The 18,239-nt window shown below is 42.7% G+C and carries 14 protein-coding genes and 1 pseudogene; 5 read left to right on the plus strand and 10 right to left on the minus strand.

Going from position 1 to position 18,239, the window contains the following annotated elements:
• The first annotated feature begins 2 nt into the window (after positions 1-2).
• Together QUE24_RS15230 and QUE24_RS15235 are read left to right on the plus strand one after the other, a co-directional pair.
• A complete protein-coding gene (locus QUE24_RS15230) occupies positions 3-479 on the plus strand; it encodes an energy transducer TonB (RefSeq protein ID WP_286304635.1) in 477 nt (158 codons plus the stop codon).
• 16 nt (positions 480-495) lie between these two features.
• Entirely contained in the window at positions 496-2,472 is a 1,977-nt protein-coding gene (locus tag QUE24_RS15235; protein ID WP_286304636.1) for a PhoX family protein, read from the plus strand.
• A gap of 122 nt (positions 2,473-2,594) precedes the next feature.
• Here QUE24_RS15235 and QUE24_RS15245 read toward each other — a convergent pair.
• From QUE24_RS15245 to QUE24_RS15290, 10 genes and pseudogenes are all read right to left on the minus strand, one after another.
• Positions 2,595-3,469 (minus strand): annotated as a pseudogene (locus QUE24_RS15245) (ADP-polyphosphate phosphotransferase).
• Positions 3,470-3,839: 370 nt separating this feature from the next.
• On the minus strand, positions 3,840-4,385 hold the full coding sequence (locus tag QUE24_RS15250) for a YbfB/YjiJ family MFS transporter (RefSeq protein ID WP_286304639.1): 546 nt from the start codon (positions 4,383-4,385) through the stop codon (positions 3,840-3,842).
• Positions 4,382-5,017, minus strand: a complete 636-nt coding sequence (locus QUE24_RS15255) for a YbfB/YjiJ family MFS transporter (RefSeq protein WP_286304640.1) — start codon at positions 5,015-5,017, stop codon at positions 4,382-4,384. The genes QUE24_RS15250 and QUE24_RS15255 overlap by 4 nt, the downstream gene beginning before the upstream one ends.
• 135 nt (positions 5,018-5,152) lie before the next feature.
• Positions 5,153-6,571 carry a cytochrome c oxidase accessory protein CcoG gene (ccoG, locus tag QUE24_RS15260; RefSeq protein WP_286304641.1) on the minus strand — a complete coding sequence of 473 codons (1,419 nt, stop codon included), beginning with the start codon at positions 6,569-6,571 and terminating at the stop codon, positions 5,153-5,155.
• Positions 6,572-6,621: 50 nt separating this feature from the next.
• Positions 6,622-8,019: an aminotransferase-like domain-containing protein gene (locus QUE24_RS15265; protein ID WP_286304642.1), complete on the minus strand. Its 1,398-nt coding sequence runs from the start codon at positions 8,017-8,019 to the stop codon at positions 6,622-6,624.
• A 180-nt stretch (positions 8,020-8,199) separates the two neighbouring features.
• The gene (locus QUE24_RS15270) at positions 8,200-8,502 is read right to left on the minus strand and encodes a DUF1840 domain-containing protein (protein WP_286304643.1); all 303 of its coding nucleotides are present in this window, start codon (positions 8,500-8,502) and stop codon (positions 8,200-8,202) included.
• A 93-nt stretch (positions 8,503-8,595) separates the two neighbouring features.
• A complete protein-coding gene (locus QUE24_RS15275; protein ID WP_286304644.1) occupies positions 8,596-10,824 on the minus strand; it encodes an EAL domain-containing protein in 2,229 nt (742 codons plus the stop codon).
• Entirely contained in the window at positions 10,821-11,159 is a 339-nt protein-coding gene (locus QUE24_RS15280; protein WP_286304645.1) for a hypothetical protein, read from the minus strand. The genes QUE24_RS15275 and QUE24_RS15280 overlap by 4 nt, the downstream gene beginning before the upstream one ends.
• Before the next feature lie 401 nt (positions 11,160-11,560).
• A complete protein-coding gene (gene trkA / locus QUE24_RS15285; protein ID WP_286304646.1) occupies positions 11,561-12,937 on the minus strand; it encodes a Trk system potassium transporter TrkA in 1,377 nt (458 codons plus the stop codon).
• 19 nt (positions 12,938-12,956) lie between these two features.
• Positions 12,957-14,402 (minus strand): TrkH family potassium uptake protein, encoded by a 1,446-nt coding sequence (locus QUE24_RS15290; RefSeq protein ID WP_286304647.1) that lies wholly within the window; start codon positions 14,400-14,402, stop codon positions 12,957-12,959.
• A gap of 172 nt (positions 14,403-14,574) precedes the next feature.
• Here QUE24_RS15290 and QUE24_RS15295 point away from each other — a divergent pair, with 172 nt between their 5' ends.
• The 3 genes from QUE24_RS15295 to dacB all read left to right on the plus strand — a co-directional run bounded on the left by QUE24_RS15295 (position 14,575) and on the right by dacB (position 18,231).
• On the plus strand, positions 14,575-16,059 hold the full coding sequence (locus QUE24_RS15295) for a DUF4118 domain-containing protein (RefSeq protein WP_286304648.1): 1,485 nt from the start codon (positions 14,575-14,577) through the stop codon (positions 16,057-16,059).
• Positions 16,037-16,744 (plus strand): response regulator, encoded by a 708-nt coding sequence (locus QUE24_RS15300; protein WP_286304649.1) that lies wholly within the window; start codon positions 16,037-16,039, stop codon positions 16,742-16,744. Before QUE24_RS15295 ends, QUE24_RS15300 begins: the two co-directional genes overlap by 23 nt.
• An 80-nt stretch (positions 16,745-16,824) precedes the next feature.
• Positions 16,825-18,231 (plus strand): D-alanyl-D-alanine carboxypeptidase/D-alanyl-D-alanine endopeptidase, encoded by a 1,407-nt coding sequence (gene dacB, locus QUE24_RS15305; RefSeq protein ID WP_286304650.1) that lies wholly within the window; start codon positions 16,825-16,827, stop codon positions 18,229-18,231.
• The last annotated feature ends 8 nt before the right edge of the window (positions 18,232-18,239 follow it).

Raw genomic sequence — 18,239 nt, forward strand, 5'->3', positions numbered from 1 at the left:
TTATGCCGAAAAAGCCAGTGCAAAAGAAGGTTGAGAAGGTCATAAAACCCATTGAGAAAAAGCCTGAGAAACCGGTGAGCAAACCGCTGACTCAAGAAAAGTCGATAAAGCCTCCGACGAACAAACCCGTGGTCGCCACCAATAAAAGTACGAATTCACCTCAAAAAACACAAATAAGTACGAATAAGGTAGAAACTGACACAGTTTCTGTAGAACACTATAAACCGATAGAAAAACAGGCACCCGATTATCCAAGAGGCGCTTTACGAAAAGGGTTGGAAGGTGATTGCACGGTTCGTTATACCGTTAACACTCAAGGACAGGTTGAATCGCCTGAGGTGATGAATGATTGCCATCCCTTATTCAAACGGCCATCATTAGCCGCCGCTAAGACTTTTCGATATACGCCACGAATGGTCAATGGCAAGGCCGTAAAAGTGCCTGATGTCCGTAATACTTTTGAATACCGTATTCACTAATGGAATATAAACGCATATGACACACCCAACATCATCTGATTTTCATCAACGTCTGGCGTCATACGATGATGAGGTTATTAATCACACTGAAGAGAAAAGCCTGAATTCAATCGCGATGTCACGACGTGATGTATTAAAAGGCAGTTTAAATGCGGCTGCTTTAGGTTTTTTAGGGCTAAACCTTTCCAGTCGTCTAGCCTTCGCCGGTGATCATGCTCACCCTCCCGTGCCTTATATTGGTTTTCAAGCCATTCAGCCACGCACCGATGCCTTATTCGATCAGGTCGTGGTAGCAGAGGGTTATCAGGCCAAGGCTTTCTTTTCTTGGGGCGATCCTGTTGAATCGGGCGCGACAAAATGGAAAGCCGATGCCAGTAATACCTGGCAGGAACAGCTAAAGCAGGCGGGTGACAATCACGATGGTATGCATTTTTTTGCCTTCCCCAACGATAATAATCGTGGATTGATGGTCATCAACCATGAATACATTAACCCAACACTTCACCAAAACGGACTGAACTATGATGACCAAGGCAAGCGCTTGCTTGATGATGTCAAAAAAGAACAAGCTGCGCATGGCGTCAGTGTTATTGAAGTCAAAAAAGATAGTCTCGGTGAATGGCAACGCGTCTACCCTTCTCTATATAACCGTCGTATATCAGCATTAACGCCAATGAAGGTCAGCGGCCCTTTAGCAGGTCATGCCTTATTTAAAACGGCTTCTGATCCAAGTGCGATGGAAATTATTGGCACTTTAAATAATTGTTCGAACGGCTTCACGCCTTGGGGTACTTATCTGGCATGTGAAGAAAACTGGCATAACTATTTTGTAAATCATGACAAAAAGGATTATCAGTCACGTGTTTCACATAAACGTTATGGCATCTCAACAGGTAAAGAAGACAATTATTATGGCTGGAGCACGATTGATGCGCGTTTCGATGCTACGCCAAATGACGCTTTACCCCATCAAGGCTATGTGAATGAACCTAATCGTTTTGGCTGGGTGGTGGAAATTGATCCCTTTGATCCACAGAGTAAACCTGTAAAACGCACGGCATTTGGTCGCTTCTGCCGCGAATGTGTCGCACCAGCTATGGCTGACAATGGCCAACTGGCCTTCTATTCTGGCGATGATACCCGTGGTGAATACGTGTATAAATTTGTGCCTTCACAACGTTTTGATAAAGCAGATATGCACAAGAATCGCGACATACTGGATGAAGGCACACTCTATGTCGGTCGGTTTAATGATGATGGCACAGGACGTTGGTTACCATTAATTCATGGCAATGAAGGATTAACCGCTGAAAATGGCTTCCCCAGTCAGGCCGAAGTGCTGGTTAATGCCCGTGCAGCAGCTGATATGTTAGGTGCAACGCCAATGGACAGACCTGAGTGGGCAACAGTGAACCCACACAATCTGGATGTTTATATCTCCTTAACCAATAACTATAAACGAGGTAAAGCATTTGAGGTCAATGCGGCTAACCCTCGTCCCGATAACCGTCATGGCCAAATTATTAAAATCATGGAAGATCATGCTGATCCGGCAGCAACCACATTTAACTGGTCATTATTTGTATTGGCTGGTGAAAAACCGGGTTCTACAGACGTCAATGGCAATAAGGTTCCCGATCATTTAGTCGGCAATATTCAAGGGGATATTTTTTCATCGCCTGATGGCTTGGGTTTTGATCGTGATGGACGCTTATGGATTATGACGGACTACGATGATGACGATCCGGTGATGGCTAATATGGGCTGTAACCAAGTCTTATGTGCTAATCCACAAACACAAGAAATCAAACGCTTTTTGGTTGGTCCGAGAGGTTGTGAATTGACCGGGATTACCTGGAGCCCTGATTACAAAGCCATGTGGGTGAATATTCAGCATCCGGGCATAAGCTACCCTGCTTCTGATGGACAAACACGCCCACGCTCAACAACTGTGCTAATCACTAAAAATGATGGCGGTGTAATTGGTACATAGCGACTGAATAAAGAGATACTTTTAGCATGATAGGTTTTGAATGGCCTATCATGCCTACTCTCTGTCTTAGCAGCTTCTTTAGTGTCATTTCCGAATAACTGGGTTAAAAACAGGTACTGGTCTTATTTCTCTTTTAACAATTGTTTTTTACAGGCTTGCAACTCAGCGCGGTGTTCATTACTGACTTGCGGATATTCCATTTTTAATGATTCAAATGTATCAAGAATGATCTGAGAGGTAATTAACCGCGCATTTTTTTTATCGTCTGCCGGAATCACATACCAAGGCGCTTTCTCACTACTGGTCTCAGTTAAACATTTTTCATAAGCCGTCATATACTCATCCCAATAGCCTCGTTCATTCATATCGGCTGAGGTGAACTTCCAATTTTTTCTGGCTTGTCGATCCGTGCAATAAAACGCTTACGCTGTTCCTCTTTAGACAAGTGCAAGAAAAACTTAATTACCCGCGTGCCGTTTTGGAATAAATGATTTTCCAAATCATTAATGGAGTTGTAGCGCTGTTGCCATATCGCCTCATCTTTCAGCAATTTATCGGGCAGATTTTGACTATGCAGGATCTCAGGATGGACGCGAACTACTAATACCTCTTCATAATAGGAACGGTTAAATATGCCGATACGACCACGTTCAGGTAAACATTGGTTAGTGCGCCATAAAAAATCATGTTGCAGCTCTGAATAGCTGGGATGCTTAAAGCTGAAAACCTGGCAGCCCTGGGGATTAATACCTGACATAATATGACGAATGGTGCCATCTTTACCGGCTGAGTCCATCGCTTGAAAGATGATTAATACGGAATAACGGTTGGAGGCATAAAGTCGCCGTTGTAATTCACTTAACTGCGTCACATGTGATTTTAATTGTTTTTTGTAGTCTTTTTTAGAGTCATAGATAGCATTAATGTCAGTAGGCCATTTTTTCAAGTTCACCTTATGTCCCGCATGAACTTGAAATGTGTCGCTCTCTATTTTCATTGTCGCTATCCCCCGATTAGAACCCGTGTTATTTGAGTGTGTCACAATTTAGCCGGGAATACAGTCGTTTTTTTGGCCAACCACCGAGTAAAGATATTCAGCTCCAATCAATGGTCGTCTAAAGCTTAAAGTGTTGTTAGCTTAGTTTTTGAATAAGTTTGTGGGTAAGCATAAAGGGTGGAAAGCACTCACAAGTGGACGACATAAATTTATAGTAAAAAATTGAATGTACTTTTGTGAGTGCTTTCCATCGCGAATGCCTGAGTGTAGTTAAAGTTTGCCAAAGTCACAATATGTGTTTGTTATTAATATGAATTAACACACATAATCAGAGCCGGAAAATCAGGCTTGCTTTGATACTGCTAACGGACTAGGCACGAGTAAACTTGTCTTGTTTTACCGCTATCAGGAATCCCATGCCAACCAACATGACTAACGCCGTTGCCCACAATGCTACGTGATAATTACCATAGTAACTGGCAAGATATCCGGCTGCTGCTGGTGCAATGATCTGTGCAGTACCATAACAAATAGTGAGTCGGGCCATAGCTTTAGCTGGATTCAATGGGAATTTATGACCAATAAAGGTCAACATCAGGCTCACAATTCCAGTGAATGTACCACCAAATATGGCCGCTGCTATCAAATTAGTGATCAGCGAATCAGACAATACCGGCATAATGACAGCGACCATCTGTAAGGCATAGGTCAGCAATAAAGTGTTTAACTCTCCAAACTTATTCGCCACTTTATCCCATAAGAAACAGGCTGGTGCAGCAGCAAGACCAAGAATCACCCATATCCAGTCACCCTTACCGCTCAGTTGTGGCATTTCTTCTAGTATCGCGACAATAAACGTGGCACTCACAACGTACCCCACTCCGGCACAGGCATAAGCCAGGATTAGCTTTATCATCCAGCTACGGGAGGCTCTATAAGTGGCTGGCTCGTTTTATGTTGCGTCAGCTGTGGCTGAGGTATCCAGAACCAGGCAGGAATAAAAAAGAGTATGCCAAACAGCCCCATCACAATCCATTGGCTATCCCATGGCAAAAAATGATTCATTAACACCACGGCTGATCCAGGTATAGCAATGCCAAGTCCCAATCCCATAAAATGCAGCCCTAGTTCTGGCTTAAATTGATGGTGTTTAAGCCAACTGAGCACAAATCCCGATGACAATATGACCCCCGCCGTACCACTGATACCTGCAATAAATCGTAATATTACCCAGCGATACAATTCTGTTGTCATACCCATGGCTATAGTGGATAACACCGCAATCACTAAACACCACTGATAAAAACGAAACTTAAACACAAGGTTATTTGTAAACGAGACTAGAACCACACCCAACAAGTAACCAATATAGTTAAATGTCGCCAGCCAGCCACTATTCACCAGCGATAAGTCTGTCTGGTTCAGCATTAAAGGAAGAAACGGTGTATATGAAAATCGTGCTATGCCCACCGCTAGAATGACTGCACAGATACCCGCTGTAATGACTTTTATTCGTTGAAACTGTATGGCGCTGTCATGATGTGTCATGTTGAGTACTGTCAATCAAAATATGAAGTCGGCATCTTAGCACTAGCCATACATAAGTCACATGCTCATAGGTAAAATACATACGCTGGAAAGCAGCGCTTTCCAGCGTATGAAGATACGATCAGGTCGTCAGCGCTATGGTGCTATAAATACCGCTTTGTAACGATTACTGATAGCAGAACTTCCCACACTTGTAGCGATGAAATGGAATGCATGTAATCCTGATTCCGTTGTTTCAGAAGGTAATCTGACTAAGGCTGTTACAGGGACGATTTTACCTGGCTGTATCGTAATGCCCTGTTCTAAACCATCTACACTGGCTGATGGCAAACCCTCAATGTGATAGTTCACAACGAGTGGCTGATCTGTTTTATTTAGTAGCTTTAAGGTGTATTTATTTTGAATATCACCGTTACTCATTTGGATATATAACGGTCTTCTCTCATGCACCACATTAAACTCGGTGGGTTCAAAGTGGGTAAAGCCATAACCCACACCCATAATTGAAAAAGCCATAATCAAACTGTAAACAATCACTCGCGGACGTTTCCATAGGCTAACTTCAGCTTTACCTTGATGTAGTTCTTTATGAGATGCGTAACGAATCAGGCCTCTGGGCTCATTGATTTTGTCCATAATGCTGTCACAAGCATCGATACATAAACCACAGGTGATACAGCCCTCTTGCTGACCTTTACGAATATCGATACCCGTCGGACACACTGCCACGCAGAGTTTACAGTCGATACATGAGCCTTTATTGGCATCTTGTGTACCTGAACGGGATAACTTACCCCTGGGTTCCCCACGTACTGCATCATAAGCAGGTAATACAGTTTCCTGGTCATACATCACACCCTGTAAACGCGCATAGGGACACAACCAAAAACACACTTGTTCACGCATAAACCCCGCGAACCAATATGTGAAAAAGGTAAAGATACCCATTGCCACCCAGACTGGTGTGGGCGCTTGAAGAGAGAAGATATCACCCCACAATTGATAGGCATCTGTAAACCAGGCTGAAAACGTAATACCTGTCAGTATGGCAATTGCTAACCAAACACCGTGCTTACCGACTTTTCTGAAGGCTTTAGATGCAGTCCAGGGCTCAGTGTTAAACTTACGCTGTTTTTGTGGTGTTTTGCCTTCAAACTGTCCTTCAATAAAAGTAAATATATCTGTCCAGACTGTTTGGAAACAAAAATAGCCACAAAAGACTCGTCCTGCAATGCTGGTTGCCGCCGCTAACAATATGGCAAAGAACAGCAGTGTTAGCGACAACACCCATATATCTTGTGGATATAGGGTCAAAGCAAATAAATGAAATTGCTGCTCAGGAATGTCCAGCAATACAGCTTGATGACCATCCCAACGTAGATAAGGCCCCAAAAAGTAAATCAACCACACCGACATGCCAAAGTTTTTTAAGGTGCGAAACCGTCCTTTCATGCGCCTGGCAACGACATTCTCACCTTGTCCTGTATGTACCTCCCAGTCGGATAAGGCATCATAAACTTCAACTTTAATAGGTACTTCTGATAGTTTGCTCATCACAGGATCTCCTCTGTGGCTAAATGCTGAAAACGAGGTGTTTTTTATAGTTATACGATGGTTTTTGAATGAATTAAGCCTGGCCGGTACAAATCCGACAATAAGGTTAACCCTTGTTTTAATGACTCAAAATCACTACTGGCACCAAGCGAAATGCGTACGGCCTGACTATGGCTCCGAGACATGACAAATGCTGTTGAAGGCACAATAGAAACGCCAATTCGGCTCGCTTGTTCAGCAAAATCTAATGCTTTGTAGCCATGAGGCAACTTTAGCCACAGGTGTGGTGAAGCAGGATGTGACCATACATCGCTTTGCTGGAAAATTGACTTGGCTAATGATTGCCTTATGATATTTTCAACCTTAATCGCCTGGGTAATCTCATTGATTTTGTGGTGTGTTATCCAATGCGAGACAACGGCAGTCATCAGTGGTGGTGCCATTAAATGACTGATTCGCATTTCTTCGGTGAGGCCTAATGCATCATTAATATTCGGTGATGCAATATAAGCAACACGTAACGATGGGCTAAGGCATTTAGAGATCGTGGCAACATGCCAAGTACGATGTCTGGCAAGGTTATATAGCGACGGCAATTTCTCATCGAGAAAATGATAGTAAGGATCGTCTTCGATAATGGTGACGTTGAACTGATCTGCTAACGCTGCTAAAGACTCTCTTCGCTTTACAGACAAGGTCGCCGTGGTGGGATTATCAATATTTGGAATAACATATAAAACATCGATTGATTGTTTTACGCATTGCAGTTGAAACTGTTCTGGAATGATCCCCTGCTCATCCATGCTGATACCGATGACGTCCAGTTGCAACTGATCTGCCATCGCTCTCAATCCTGGATAAGAAAACTCAGGAGCGGCTATCGTTTTTGCTCCTTTGCGTTTGAGATAGCTTAATAAACAAAACAAAGCACTGTGAGCACCGCTAGAAATCAGAAGTTGATCGCTATTGAGCCCTGTCAGTTTCGGTGACAACCATTGCTGGCCGGCAAGCCGGTCATCCGGATGGCCAGCTGTTTCCTGGTAACACAGGTGGTGTGAGGCAGAAATACCTGACAGACTAAGTTCGCTGATGGCTTCGGCAATGCTCTTCTCGAGATTCAGCTCATTAGGTATAGGCGGGTTGTTCATGCTTAAATCCAGCGTTTTGCCTTCAATAAGCTGTGATGAGTTGTAATGAGAAAAAGTGGTTTGAGCAATAAAACAGCCATTGCCTCTTTGGGTTTCAACTAATCCCCTTCTGGCTGCTTCATTAATGGCTCTTGTTACCGTAGTGAGATCGACAGAGAGTGCATCAGCCATTTGACGTTGTGCGGGTAATCTGTCACCCGGTTTGAGAATACGGTTTTTGATGTCTGTTTCTATCGCATCAACAATACCGATGTATTTAACGCGAGCATTTGAATCTATTCTTGCTGACCAGGTAGACATAGCTTTCTCCATTGACGCTAACCGTACAATTTGGAGTAAATGCTATGCCTCACTTATTTTGTATGCAATAAAAACATACAAAACAAGTGTTTGTATGGATTATTATTTTTATATATACCTACAATCAGGACGTTTTAGACAAGAATAACAAGTCTATTTGCGCAAAATTGGGGCTGAACATCATTCCCACATGATGTCTGCATCAGCTTTTGCAGCTGCGTCGAATAATTCAATTAATGGCAGAGCACGTTTTGATATAGACACTGGAGGATTATCTTCGTCCTCATTATCAGTATTGCCTTCATCATTTGCTTTGGCTCTATTTACTGCTTGCTCCAGACGTTGTTTATAGTCATTAACGTCTTCTGCCTGGATAGCACCTGGAACAGTTCCACTATGTCCCATCAGTTTTAATAAATGAACAGCCACATCACCAAACAGGGTGATATCAGCATAAGCTTTTGTTTTAAATGTAACAATCATAAGGACTCCTGCTAGTAGAAATATGAACAAACATCATACGTTGAATCAGGTATCAAGACATTAACAAAGAAAGGAAGGAGTCGCTGGATTCAGTTATTGGTAGATATAACGGATTTCCTTAGCAGGAAGCGGCGCACAAAAATAGTAGCCCTGCACAGTCACCGCATAGTCGTTATCTCTAAAAAAGGCAAGTTGTTCTTCTGTTTCTACCCCTTCTACGACGACTTCCAGCTTTAATTGTTTAGCCATGGCAATGATGGCTGTCACTATGGCGGCATCGTTCTCATCATTGACCAAATCGTCAATAAAGGATTTATCTATTTTTAAAGCATGTATCGGAAATTTTTTGATGTAGCTTAGTGATGAGTACCCCGTTCCGAAGTCATCGATGAATATTTTTACACCAATATTTTTGAGTTTTTCTAATATGGCAAAACTTTCATTCAGATGATGCATCATCAGGTTTTCTGTGATTTCGACTTCAAGGTATTCCGCTGGGAGCTGATATCGATTCAAACTTGATTCAATTAACTCGAAAAGTTTGTTTGGTTTGCCAGTATGTAAAAACTGCCTCGCGGAAAGGTTAACTGATATATGTGCGGGAAAACCGGCATCCAGCCATTGTTTAGCTTGTTTACAAGCTTGGTCAATGACCCACTCGCCAATCGAAACAATAAGACCACTTTTTTCAGCAATAGGAATAAAAATGGAAGGTGAAATGTCGCCATGCTCAGCATTATGCCAGCGCAGTAATGCTTCAAACCCCACTGTGTCGCCATTCACAATATCAATCTTGGGCTGATAATATAACTGCAATTCATTGTCAGCAATCGCACGTCGAAGTCGGTTTTCCAGCTCAAAATGATTTTGTACTGAATTATTCATTTCATCACTGAAAAAATGATACTGGTTTTTACCCAATGCCTTTGCATGGCGTAAGGCATTATCCGCGTCGGACAAGGCTTGGTCGACGCTGTCTATCCCTTCATTGAAGAAAGCGATGCCAATACTGATAGAAACAAAGACTTCATGCTCATCGATTACAAACGGCTGGTGAAAGCTACTGATGATTTTTTCAGCAATATTAGCTGCATCAACAGGTTCGTTGATATAGGTCATCAATACAACAAATTCATCACCAGCAAAACGTGTCAAAGTATCGTTTTTACTGAGACTCTCAGGAAGTCGTTTCGCCACCTCAGCGAGAAGTGCATCACCCACCATATGACCGAGTGAATCATTAACGCGTTTAAAATCATCGAGATCGATAAACAGTAATGCTTGTGACACCTTTTTTTGCGCTGCAAGCTTAACTGCCTGCTGGAGTCTATCTGTGAGTAATGCACGATTAGGTAAGCCGGTTAAGGCATCAAAATGGGCTAAATAATCCAAGTCATGTCTGACTTTTTCTACCTGTTTCAGTTTTTGTGCGTTATCCAACGCAAGCGACAGAGTGTGAGCAAAACTTAAAGCAAACAGTTCATCATTTTTATCAAATTGCTGACCTGACAATTTTTCGCTTAGCAGAATATATCCAAAAGTATGTGCATCACGTCGTATGGGTACTAGTAATACAGGAGACAGATTATGCGATCTTTCTTTGCACTCTGGGCATAAATCATTGAGTAACTCAGGTGTATTAGGCAGTGAGTTTTTGTGTAGTGTTAGACATTGGTGGAGTACTGATAACTGTTGTTCTGTGAAACCGATACCGACGGTATCCGTGATGGAATAGTGGTTATCAACAAGTTGAACGGATGCCGAATGACATTGCACGATTTTTGCTAACGCGTTGATGCCTTGGTATTTTACTTCTGGCTCTGTAGAAATCCTTGCCAGGCAAGCTAATAAATCTCGAGAACGATCATGCAGCTCTTCCAAGCGTTTGGACCAGGAAAGGAGTTGTTGATGCTCCTGTTCGATCTGTTCTAATGAAGTATGGGACTCCGTGAGAAGATGTTGTTTACGACTGACAATACGTTCAAAAATCGCTGTACGTGTGATAACCCCGGCGAATCGATCCTTATCGAGTACGGGCAATAATTCTTGCCCATTGATATCCAGCATGGCCAGACTTTGCTCTATGGGTGTTTCAGGGGTGACAAAAATAGAAGAACTGGACTTACAGAGATCGGCAAATATCCAGTTAGGGTGTTTCGAGACTTCTTGTAATGTGACTAAACCACAAAACTTGCCGTCTTTGGGATTGTCATTAAAAACAGCAAAAATCGTGTTTTTATCAATTTTCCGAGGTCGTTCTTCATCCAGTACATACTGAACCAAATCAGTCTGTACACAATCCCTGACAAATAACGTATTCATTTTACTCTTGATAGGTGCACATCAATATCAAGCTCCATATGGAGAACCTCGTCTGAACCTAATAGGGATTTCGTATGGGTTAACACAAAATCCATCAGCTGCTCCTTACTGATTCTTCTTAACAATGACTGACGAATGAGAATATCGCCTATCACTTCATCATCTACTTCAATATGTTCGTAGGGTGTTTTTACCAGAAGATCTAACGCCCTTTTCATGGCAATGCAGCCGATCGGTGCATCCTTCCCCATCACTAGCATATCTCTCAGTGGGGGCATTTTATACTCACTAATTCTGGCTGAGATATATGAACCAGACTCTGAACCTAATGGCATCCTTTTCCTCATTTTTATTAGTATCGTTATTAACAAAAGCTAAAATGATGGCCGACTGTTTAATCGAGCTAAACTATTAAAAACAGATTTTTTATTAATTGCAAATAATAGTAAAAACCTAAATATCCATAGCTTCTCAAACTTCTAAAATGAGAATAACAAAACACATTTAAATGATTGATATGGATTATGAATACTGTATTCGTATCACACTAAATCCATACAGTTTGATAGCCCAATATAAAATTTGTTCAGAGTCATTCAGACGTCAGCATTGCTTTGCATCGCGCTTAGCAATCCTGAGTTTTCAGAAGAGTCTACCGTATGAATGGGCTCGCTTTATTAGGAATTACTCCTAAACAACGAAAACTGTGAATTAATCGGTATAAAAAAATAATTGCTCACATCAGATAGTTGAAATCGACTTGAAACAGCTTCTCCACAGCCATAATGTCGCGTTGATTGGAGATAAAAATAATCAGATGATCGTCAGGCTCAATCACAAGTGATTTATCTGAAAATAAAACGTGCTCATTTCTTAAAATCGCCGCAACAGAGGCGCTTGCTGGCAATTTTATTTGCTCAATATGACGGCCAACGACTTTCGATGTGGTCAAGTCACCATGTGCTATCACCTCGATGGCTTCAGCCGCCCCTTGTCGAAGTGAATGGACGGTCACGACATCCCCTTTACGAATATGCGTTAACAAACTGCCTATCGTGATCTGAGCCGGCGAAATAGCTAAATCAATGCTGGTGCCCCTGACCAGTTCCACATGGCTGGCTTTACCAATTATTGAGATCACTTTTCTTGCGCCCATTCGCTTGGCAAGCATCGCGGAAAGAATATTCACTTCATCATCATTCGTCACAGCACAAAACACATCTGTTTTGCTGATATTCTCTTCCTGCAATAGGTTAGCGTCACCCGCATCGCCATGTAGAACAACGGACTTCTTCAAGCCCTCGGCAATAAAGCGAGCACGTTTTGGGTCCATTTCAATAATTTTGACCTTATGGTTAGTCTCTATACGCTTGGCCAGTTGACGCCCTATATTACCGCCGCCGGCAATGAGTATGCGTTCATAAGTTTTATAGGCATGACGAAATACTTTGACCAGTTTCGAAATATGCTGAGTGAGTGCTAAAAAGAAAATTTCATCACCGGGTTGCAAAGCCTCTCTGCCTGTTGCTTGAATGGCTTGATTATCTCTGAATATCGCCGCGACACGCATTTTGATATCGGGAAGGATGTCGAGTAATTTACTGATAGGCTTGCCAGCCATGGGGCTTTGTTCACTGACTTCCACCGCCACAAGTTGGGCCATGCCATCAAAAAACTCAACAACCTGTAACACTTCAGGCTGTTCAATTAGTCGTTGTATGTAAGCCGTAACCAGTTGTTCTGGACTTATAATGACATCGGTTGCAAAGGCGTCAGGTGAGAATAAGGCGGGATACTCAACATAATCCGAAGCTCTTATTCTTGCCAGCTTTTTAGGTGTTTTGAATAAGGCATTGGCAACCTGACACGCGACCATATTGACTTCATCATTTTGTGTCACCGCAATCAGCATATCGGCATCCTCAATACCCGCCGCGATCAACGTCTCTGGCGAGGATGCATGACCATTCACAGCACGAATATCTAATCGATCCTGAATGCGTTCCAGTAAGTAACTGTCTGTGTCGACGACGGTGACATCATTTCCCTCGTTGACCAAACTCTCAGCAGTCGAACCACCTACCTGACCTGCCCCTAAAATGATAATTTTCATCGGATTTCCTCAACAGCTATCAATGACGCCAATAAGCGGGAATCAACAATATTAATAGTGTGAATATTTCTAATCTTCCGGCTAACATGCCAAACACACCTAACCATTTCACTACATCATTCACGCTGACAAAATTAACCGCCACCTCACCTAGACCTGGCCCCAGTAGATTAATGGTAGCGACCACAGCACCAAATGCACTTTCAAGATCTAAACCGGCTGCCATCATCGCTACTGTCAGAAATAATGAGACAACCACATAAAGCACATAGAAACCCCAGACTGAATACAATACCTCTTCGGAGACTGCCCTCTCACCTTGTTTAACCACAACCACAGCTCGGGGATGTGCTAAATGAAATAATTGTCGTAAGCCCAACTTGGCAAGCAGCATAACTCGCATGACTTTGACACCCCCTGCTGTTGAACCTGCACAACCACCAGTGAATGACAAAATCACCATGATAAGAGGGATATGCAATGGCCAACTGGCAAAAGTAGCCGTCCCAAAACCGGTACTGGTCAGCACGGAAGCAACCTGAAATGCCGCATAGCGTAGTGATTCTAATACCGTGCCATAAGCATGAGAAAGATAAAGGCTGAAAGCAACAAACAGACTAGCCAATAAAAACACTAAACCATAGGTTCTGACTTCAGCATCTTTTACATAGGGTGAAAGCAATTTCTTTCTAAAAACAATAAAGTGGACAGCAAAGTTAATGCCGCCTGCCAACATAAATATAATGGTGATGAATTCGATTAACGGGCTGTTATAAAAGCCCAGACTGTCGTCATGTGTCGAAAAGCCACCTGTCGCCACAGTCGTAAAAGCATGACCCACGGCATCGAATAAAGTCATACCGGCAAAATAATAAGCAACACCACACAAGGCCGTCAGGATAAGGTAGATAATCCATAAGGAGCGCGCTGTTTCAGCAATTCTCGGAGTCAGCTTTTCATCTTTAGCGACACCCGATGTTTCTGCCCGGTAGAGCTGCATGCCCCCCACACCCAATAATGGCATGATGGCAACGGCTAAAACGATGATCCCCATCCCACCCAGCCACTGAATTTGTTGTCTGTGATACAAAATAGATGGGGGTAATTGATCCAGGCCGGTAATCACTGTAGCGCCTGTTGTGGTAAAACCAGAGATGGACTCAAACACGGCATCCGTCACATCCAGATGTAATCCAAAAAGAAAAGGCAATGCGCCAACCAGCCCCAGTAGAATCCAAAATAAGGTGACCACCAGGAAACCATCACGCACCGATAGCTCTTGACGTTCCTGAGCGTTTGCTCTCCAAAGAAGCGTACCGATTGCAATCACGGATAGCATAGAAAGTAAAAAGACATCCAGTTCGCCATCCTGATAAAAAAGCGAAACAAGAATGGAAGGCACAAAGTTCAGACTGTAAAACATCAACAATATGCCAAATAACCTCAGTATCGCTCGCCAATGCATGTCTCGACTATCCTTATTGTTGTGAGGGTGTCACAGACGAAAAACAGAGTGTGATAAATAACTAAATACCGTTAACAAATCGTTTTACCTGTCATAATTGAAAAACTTAACGGCATTATGCCGCGCTGATATAACAAGATTGTAAAAATAATATAAAAATCCATGAGCAAAAATGACGCCCCTGCTAACAGTGACTAAGGCCATCTCTCCCATAAAAGGGTATTTACTGGCGACGCTCACCATGACTGGTATCAGTCTTGTCACCGCGTTGCTGACTCCCCTATTTCTTCACACCAGCCTGTTAATGCTGTTTATGGCTGGGATTGTATTTATATCCGCCAAAACGGCGCTAGGTCCCGCCATTTATGCCAGCGCTTTAAGTTTCACGATCTTTAACTTCTTTTTTACTGAGCCTTATTACACACTGGATATCACCCATCGTCATGATGTGGCGACCTTGGTGTTATTTATTTTTGTCAGCTTGATAACCGGAAATTTAGCATCAAAAATGCGGCTGGCCATTGCTGAATCGAAACAAGCACTTGAGCGGCAGCATCGCTTTTTTGCATTCAGCCAGAAAATGACATCAGCTATGAATGCAGCGCTTGTTTTAGACACGCTGCAGCAGGCTATTCAACACTCGTTATCCTCGGCGTTCTACCTGATTGAAAAAAACCAGCAAGAACTCGTTTTTACGCCATCCACACCCCCATCTCCCTCCATCAGCCTATTGGAAACAATCTGGGAGAACCCAGAAAATAGCGAACTAATAGATGGGGAAGTTATTGCACTTAGGACAGAGAATAAAACACGGGCACTTATCTACGTGCCATCGCCTTTAACTGAGGAGCAGTCAGCGGCGCTGCAGACTTTTTCGAATCTCGCGGCATTGGCGCTTCAACGCATTTTGCTTGCTGAAGATCTGGAAGCAAGCAGGCGGCTTTCAGAAACAGAACAGTTACGCTCCGCACTATTGTCTTCTGTATCACATGACTTACGGACACCGCTTTCATCTATTATTGGTTCGGCATCGAGTCTGCTTGAGTATCAGGAAAAACTGACAGCTGATGATCAAAAACAGCTGCTTCTCACCGTCCTGGATGAATCACAGCGTCTGGATCGTCATATTCAGAATTTATTAGATATGACACGTTTTGGTCAGGGCAAAGTCACGCTGAATAGAGATTGGGTTGATATCCGAGATATCATTGCGAGCACGCTATACCGACTACGTGATGCATTAGATTCATGCCATTTGAATATCTCAGTGCAAGATAATATTCCCATCATATGGGTACATGGTTTATTAATAGAACAAGCACTTGTCAACATCATTGATAATGCCGCCAGAGTGACACCAGCAGACGGTGACATTGATATTTCCGTTAAACTCACCACAACCAGTCTCGACATTGATATTAGTGATAATGGACCGGGCATTGCAGATCATGAAAAAGTAAAAATATTCGATATGTTTTATAGCGTGACGCATGATGATTCTGAAACCAAAACAGGCACAGGACTTGGTCTGGCGATTTCGAAAGGTATGATTGCTGCTCATAGTGGCAATATTGAGGTAATAGATAATTCATCTGGTGGCACCATCATGCATATCACCTTACCGAAACATCCTGTTGTGTACGGACCTCAAGAATGAGCATGTCATCAAAAAAATTCTGATTATCGAAGATGAACCACAGATCAGGCAATTTTTACGAATCAGTCTAGAGGCCCAAACCTATGATGTCTCTTTGGCTGTTACTGCCAAAGAAGCGATTGCCTTCTCTGAGTCGCTGCATTGTGATCTCATTATCCTCGATCTGGGACTACCCGATAGAGATGGTCAGGATGTTATCCGGATATTGAGAAAACAAACTCAAGCTCCGATAATTGTGTTGTCTGTAAGAGCGAGTGAAGATGAAAAAGTCCGAGCACTTGATTCAGGTGCCAATGATTATGTGACCAAACCTTTTGGTATCAGTGAGCTCATGGCCAGAGTACGGGCATTGATACGGATTCATGATAATCAGCCAAGACCCCATGCGATTATCCATGTTGATAATTTAACAGTGAACACGCAAACTCGAGAAGTCTGGTTAGATGACCACAGTATTCACCTATCACGCAAAGAGTTTGCCCTGTTGTATGAGCTGATAGCGACACCAGGTCGGATTCTGACGCATCAACAATTACTCAAGCAAATTTGGGGCGAACATTTTATGACCGAAACCCATTATTTGCGGATTTTAGTGGGACATCTTCGGCAGAAGTTGAATGACGACCCTATGCAGCCTAAATTTATCATTACCGTTCAGGGTGTTGGTTACCGTTTCAAATTTTAATGCCTTATGTATTGAAGGTCTGCTTCAATACCAATAGCATCAACATCCTAGTGACTCAACGTTCTTATCAGGAAACAAGTATGCTTACCCATTTAGTTAACATCATTTTTCTGCTTTTTTTGCTTAGCAGCGTGAGTGTACAGGCGACAACTTTAACCGTGGATGGTTTAGCAAATAAGAACACGCCTAAGGCAACGGATGTCGCTTTCCATTTAATTGATATGAAAACCGGTAAAACCCTGATTGCTCAGCGTGAAGATCAGTTACAGCCCCCAGCGAGTTTACAAAAGTTAGTCACTGCCCTCGCGGCAAAACTCTATCTGAAAGATGACTTTCGTTTTGTAACACGCCTTGAACGGAATAAAGAGGATGTCATTATACGCTTCAGTGGCGATCCTAACTTTAGCTCAGATGACCTGGATGGATTATTTAAAACCCTGCGAGCAAATCAGTCGGTTATCAAAGGTAATCTATATATTAATGGTGCCGCTTTTGATGATTACGAACGGGCCATCGGGCTTCCATGGGATAACCTTGGTGTTTGTTATAGCGCCCCTTCCAGCAGTATTTCCATTGATAAAAACTGTGCCATGGGCAATTTATATGTCAAACCTGGTGCAAGCAAAGCACAAGTATTACTGTCAGCTAAAAAGCCCATCAATATCGATACCTCATCGCTACAAATTATCAAAACAACCGTGAGTGATGATGATTACTGTCAGATGAAATTACTCGCTGATGAACAGAATCACTATCAAATCGGTGGCTGCATCAATGAAGCATCACTACCAGTGAAATTGAAGTTTGCTTTGCAAAACACCACAGCCTATGCAAAATCGTCTATTGAAGAAGCGTTAAATAAAGCCGGTATTCAGTTAAAAGGAAAAATCATCCGAGATGACAACAAAAATGGCGCCGTCATCACGGAACATCAATCAGCACCGCTGGATGTACTTATCAGACAAATGCTCAAGCGTTCAGATAATCTTATTGCTGACAATATCTTAAAAACAATTGGTCATCAGTTTTATAAACAATCTGGTAGCTACGAAAATGGTATTGCGGCACTGCAGCACATACTCAAACAACAGGCGAATATTGATCTCAGCCATGCCATGTTAGTGGATGGTTCTGGTCTGTCCAGAAATAACAGGTTGTCAGCTTCACAACTGATACAAGTGGTGTCTTATATATTCAAACATCCTGAACTCGGCCTGATTAGTGATCTACCCGTGTCAGGTGAGAGTGGCACACTGGCCTTCAGAAGCAGTGTGAATAAACCGCCCTTAAAAGGTCAGATACAAGCCAAGACCGGTACGCTCTATGGTACATACAATTTAGCGGGTAAGATTCGCACAAAAAGTAACCGGGACTTGCTATTCGTTCAAATCGTCACTAATTTTCACCCTGCGGATGAAAAACAGTCACGCTGGCCCGTGATGAAATTTGAAAAGTCGTTGTATGAGTCGATTTATCAACGTTTCTAACCGTGAGG

Origin of the sequence: Methylophaga marina (assembly GCF_030296755.1) — a bacterium.
In the GTDB taxonomy this organism is placed as follows: Bacteria; Pseudomonadota; Gammaproteobacteria; order Nitrosococcales; family Methylophagaceae; genus Methylophaga; species Methylophaga marina.

Bases quoted from the DNA above. Each gene is read 5' to 3' on its own strand.
- QUE24_RS15230 (WP_286304635.1), top strand. From the start codon at position 3: ATGCCGAAAAAGCCAGTGCAAAAGAAGGTTGAGAAGGTCATAAAACCC.
- QUE24_RS15235 (WP_286304636.1), top strand. From the start codon at position 496: ATGACACACCCAACATCATCTGATTTTCATCAACGTCTGGCGTCATAC.
- QUE24_RS15250 (WP_286304639.1), bottom strand. From the start codon at position 4,385: ATGATAAAGCTAATCCTGGCTTATGCCTGTGCCGGAGTGGGGTACGTT.
- QUE24_RS15255 (WP_286304640.1), bottom strand. From the start codon at position 5,017: ATGACACATCATGACAGCGCCATACAGTTTCAACGAATAAAAGTCATT.
- ccoG (WP_286304641.1), bottom strand. From the start codon at position 6,571: ATGAGCAAACTATCAGAAGTACCTATTAAAGTTGAAGTTTATGATGCC.
- QUE24_RS15265 (WP_286304642.1), bottom strand. From the start codon at position 8,019: ATGTCTACCTGGTCAGCAAGAATAGATTCAAATGCTCGCGTTAAATAC.
- QUE24_RS15270 (WP_286304643.1), bottom strand. From the start codon at position 8,502: ATGATTGTTACATTTAAAACAAAAGCTTATGCTGATATCACCCTGTTT.
- QUE24_RS15275 (WP_286304644.1), bottom strand. From the start codon at position 10,824: ATGAATACGTTATTTGTCAGGGATTGTGTACAGACTGATTTGGTTCAG.
- QUE24_RS15280 (WP_286304645.1), bottom strand. From the start codon at position 11,159: ATGCCATTAGGTTCAGAGTCTGGTTCATATATCTCAGCCAGAATTAGT.
- trkA (WP_286304646.1), bottom strand. From the start codon at position 12,937: ATGAAAATTATCATTTTAGGGGCAGGTCAGGTAGGTGGTTCGACTGCT.
- QUE24_RS15290 (WP_286304647.1), bottom strand. From the start codon at position 14,402: ATGCATTGGCGAGCGATACTGAGGTTATTTGGCATATTGTTGATGTTT.
- QUE24_RS15295 (WP_286304648.1), top strand. From the start codon at position 14,575: ATGACGCCCCTGCTAACAGTGACTAAGGCCATCTCTCCCATAAAAGGG.
- dacB (WP_286304650.1), top strand. From the start codon at position 16,825: ATGCTTACCCATTTAGTTAACATCATTTTTCTGCTTTTTTTGCTTAGC.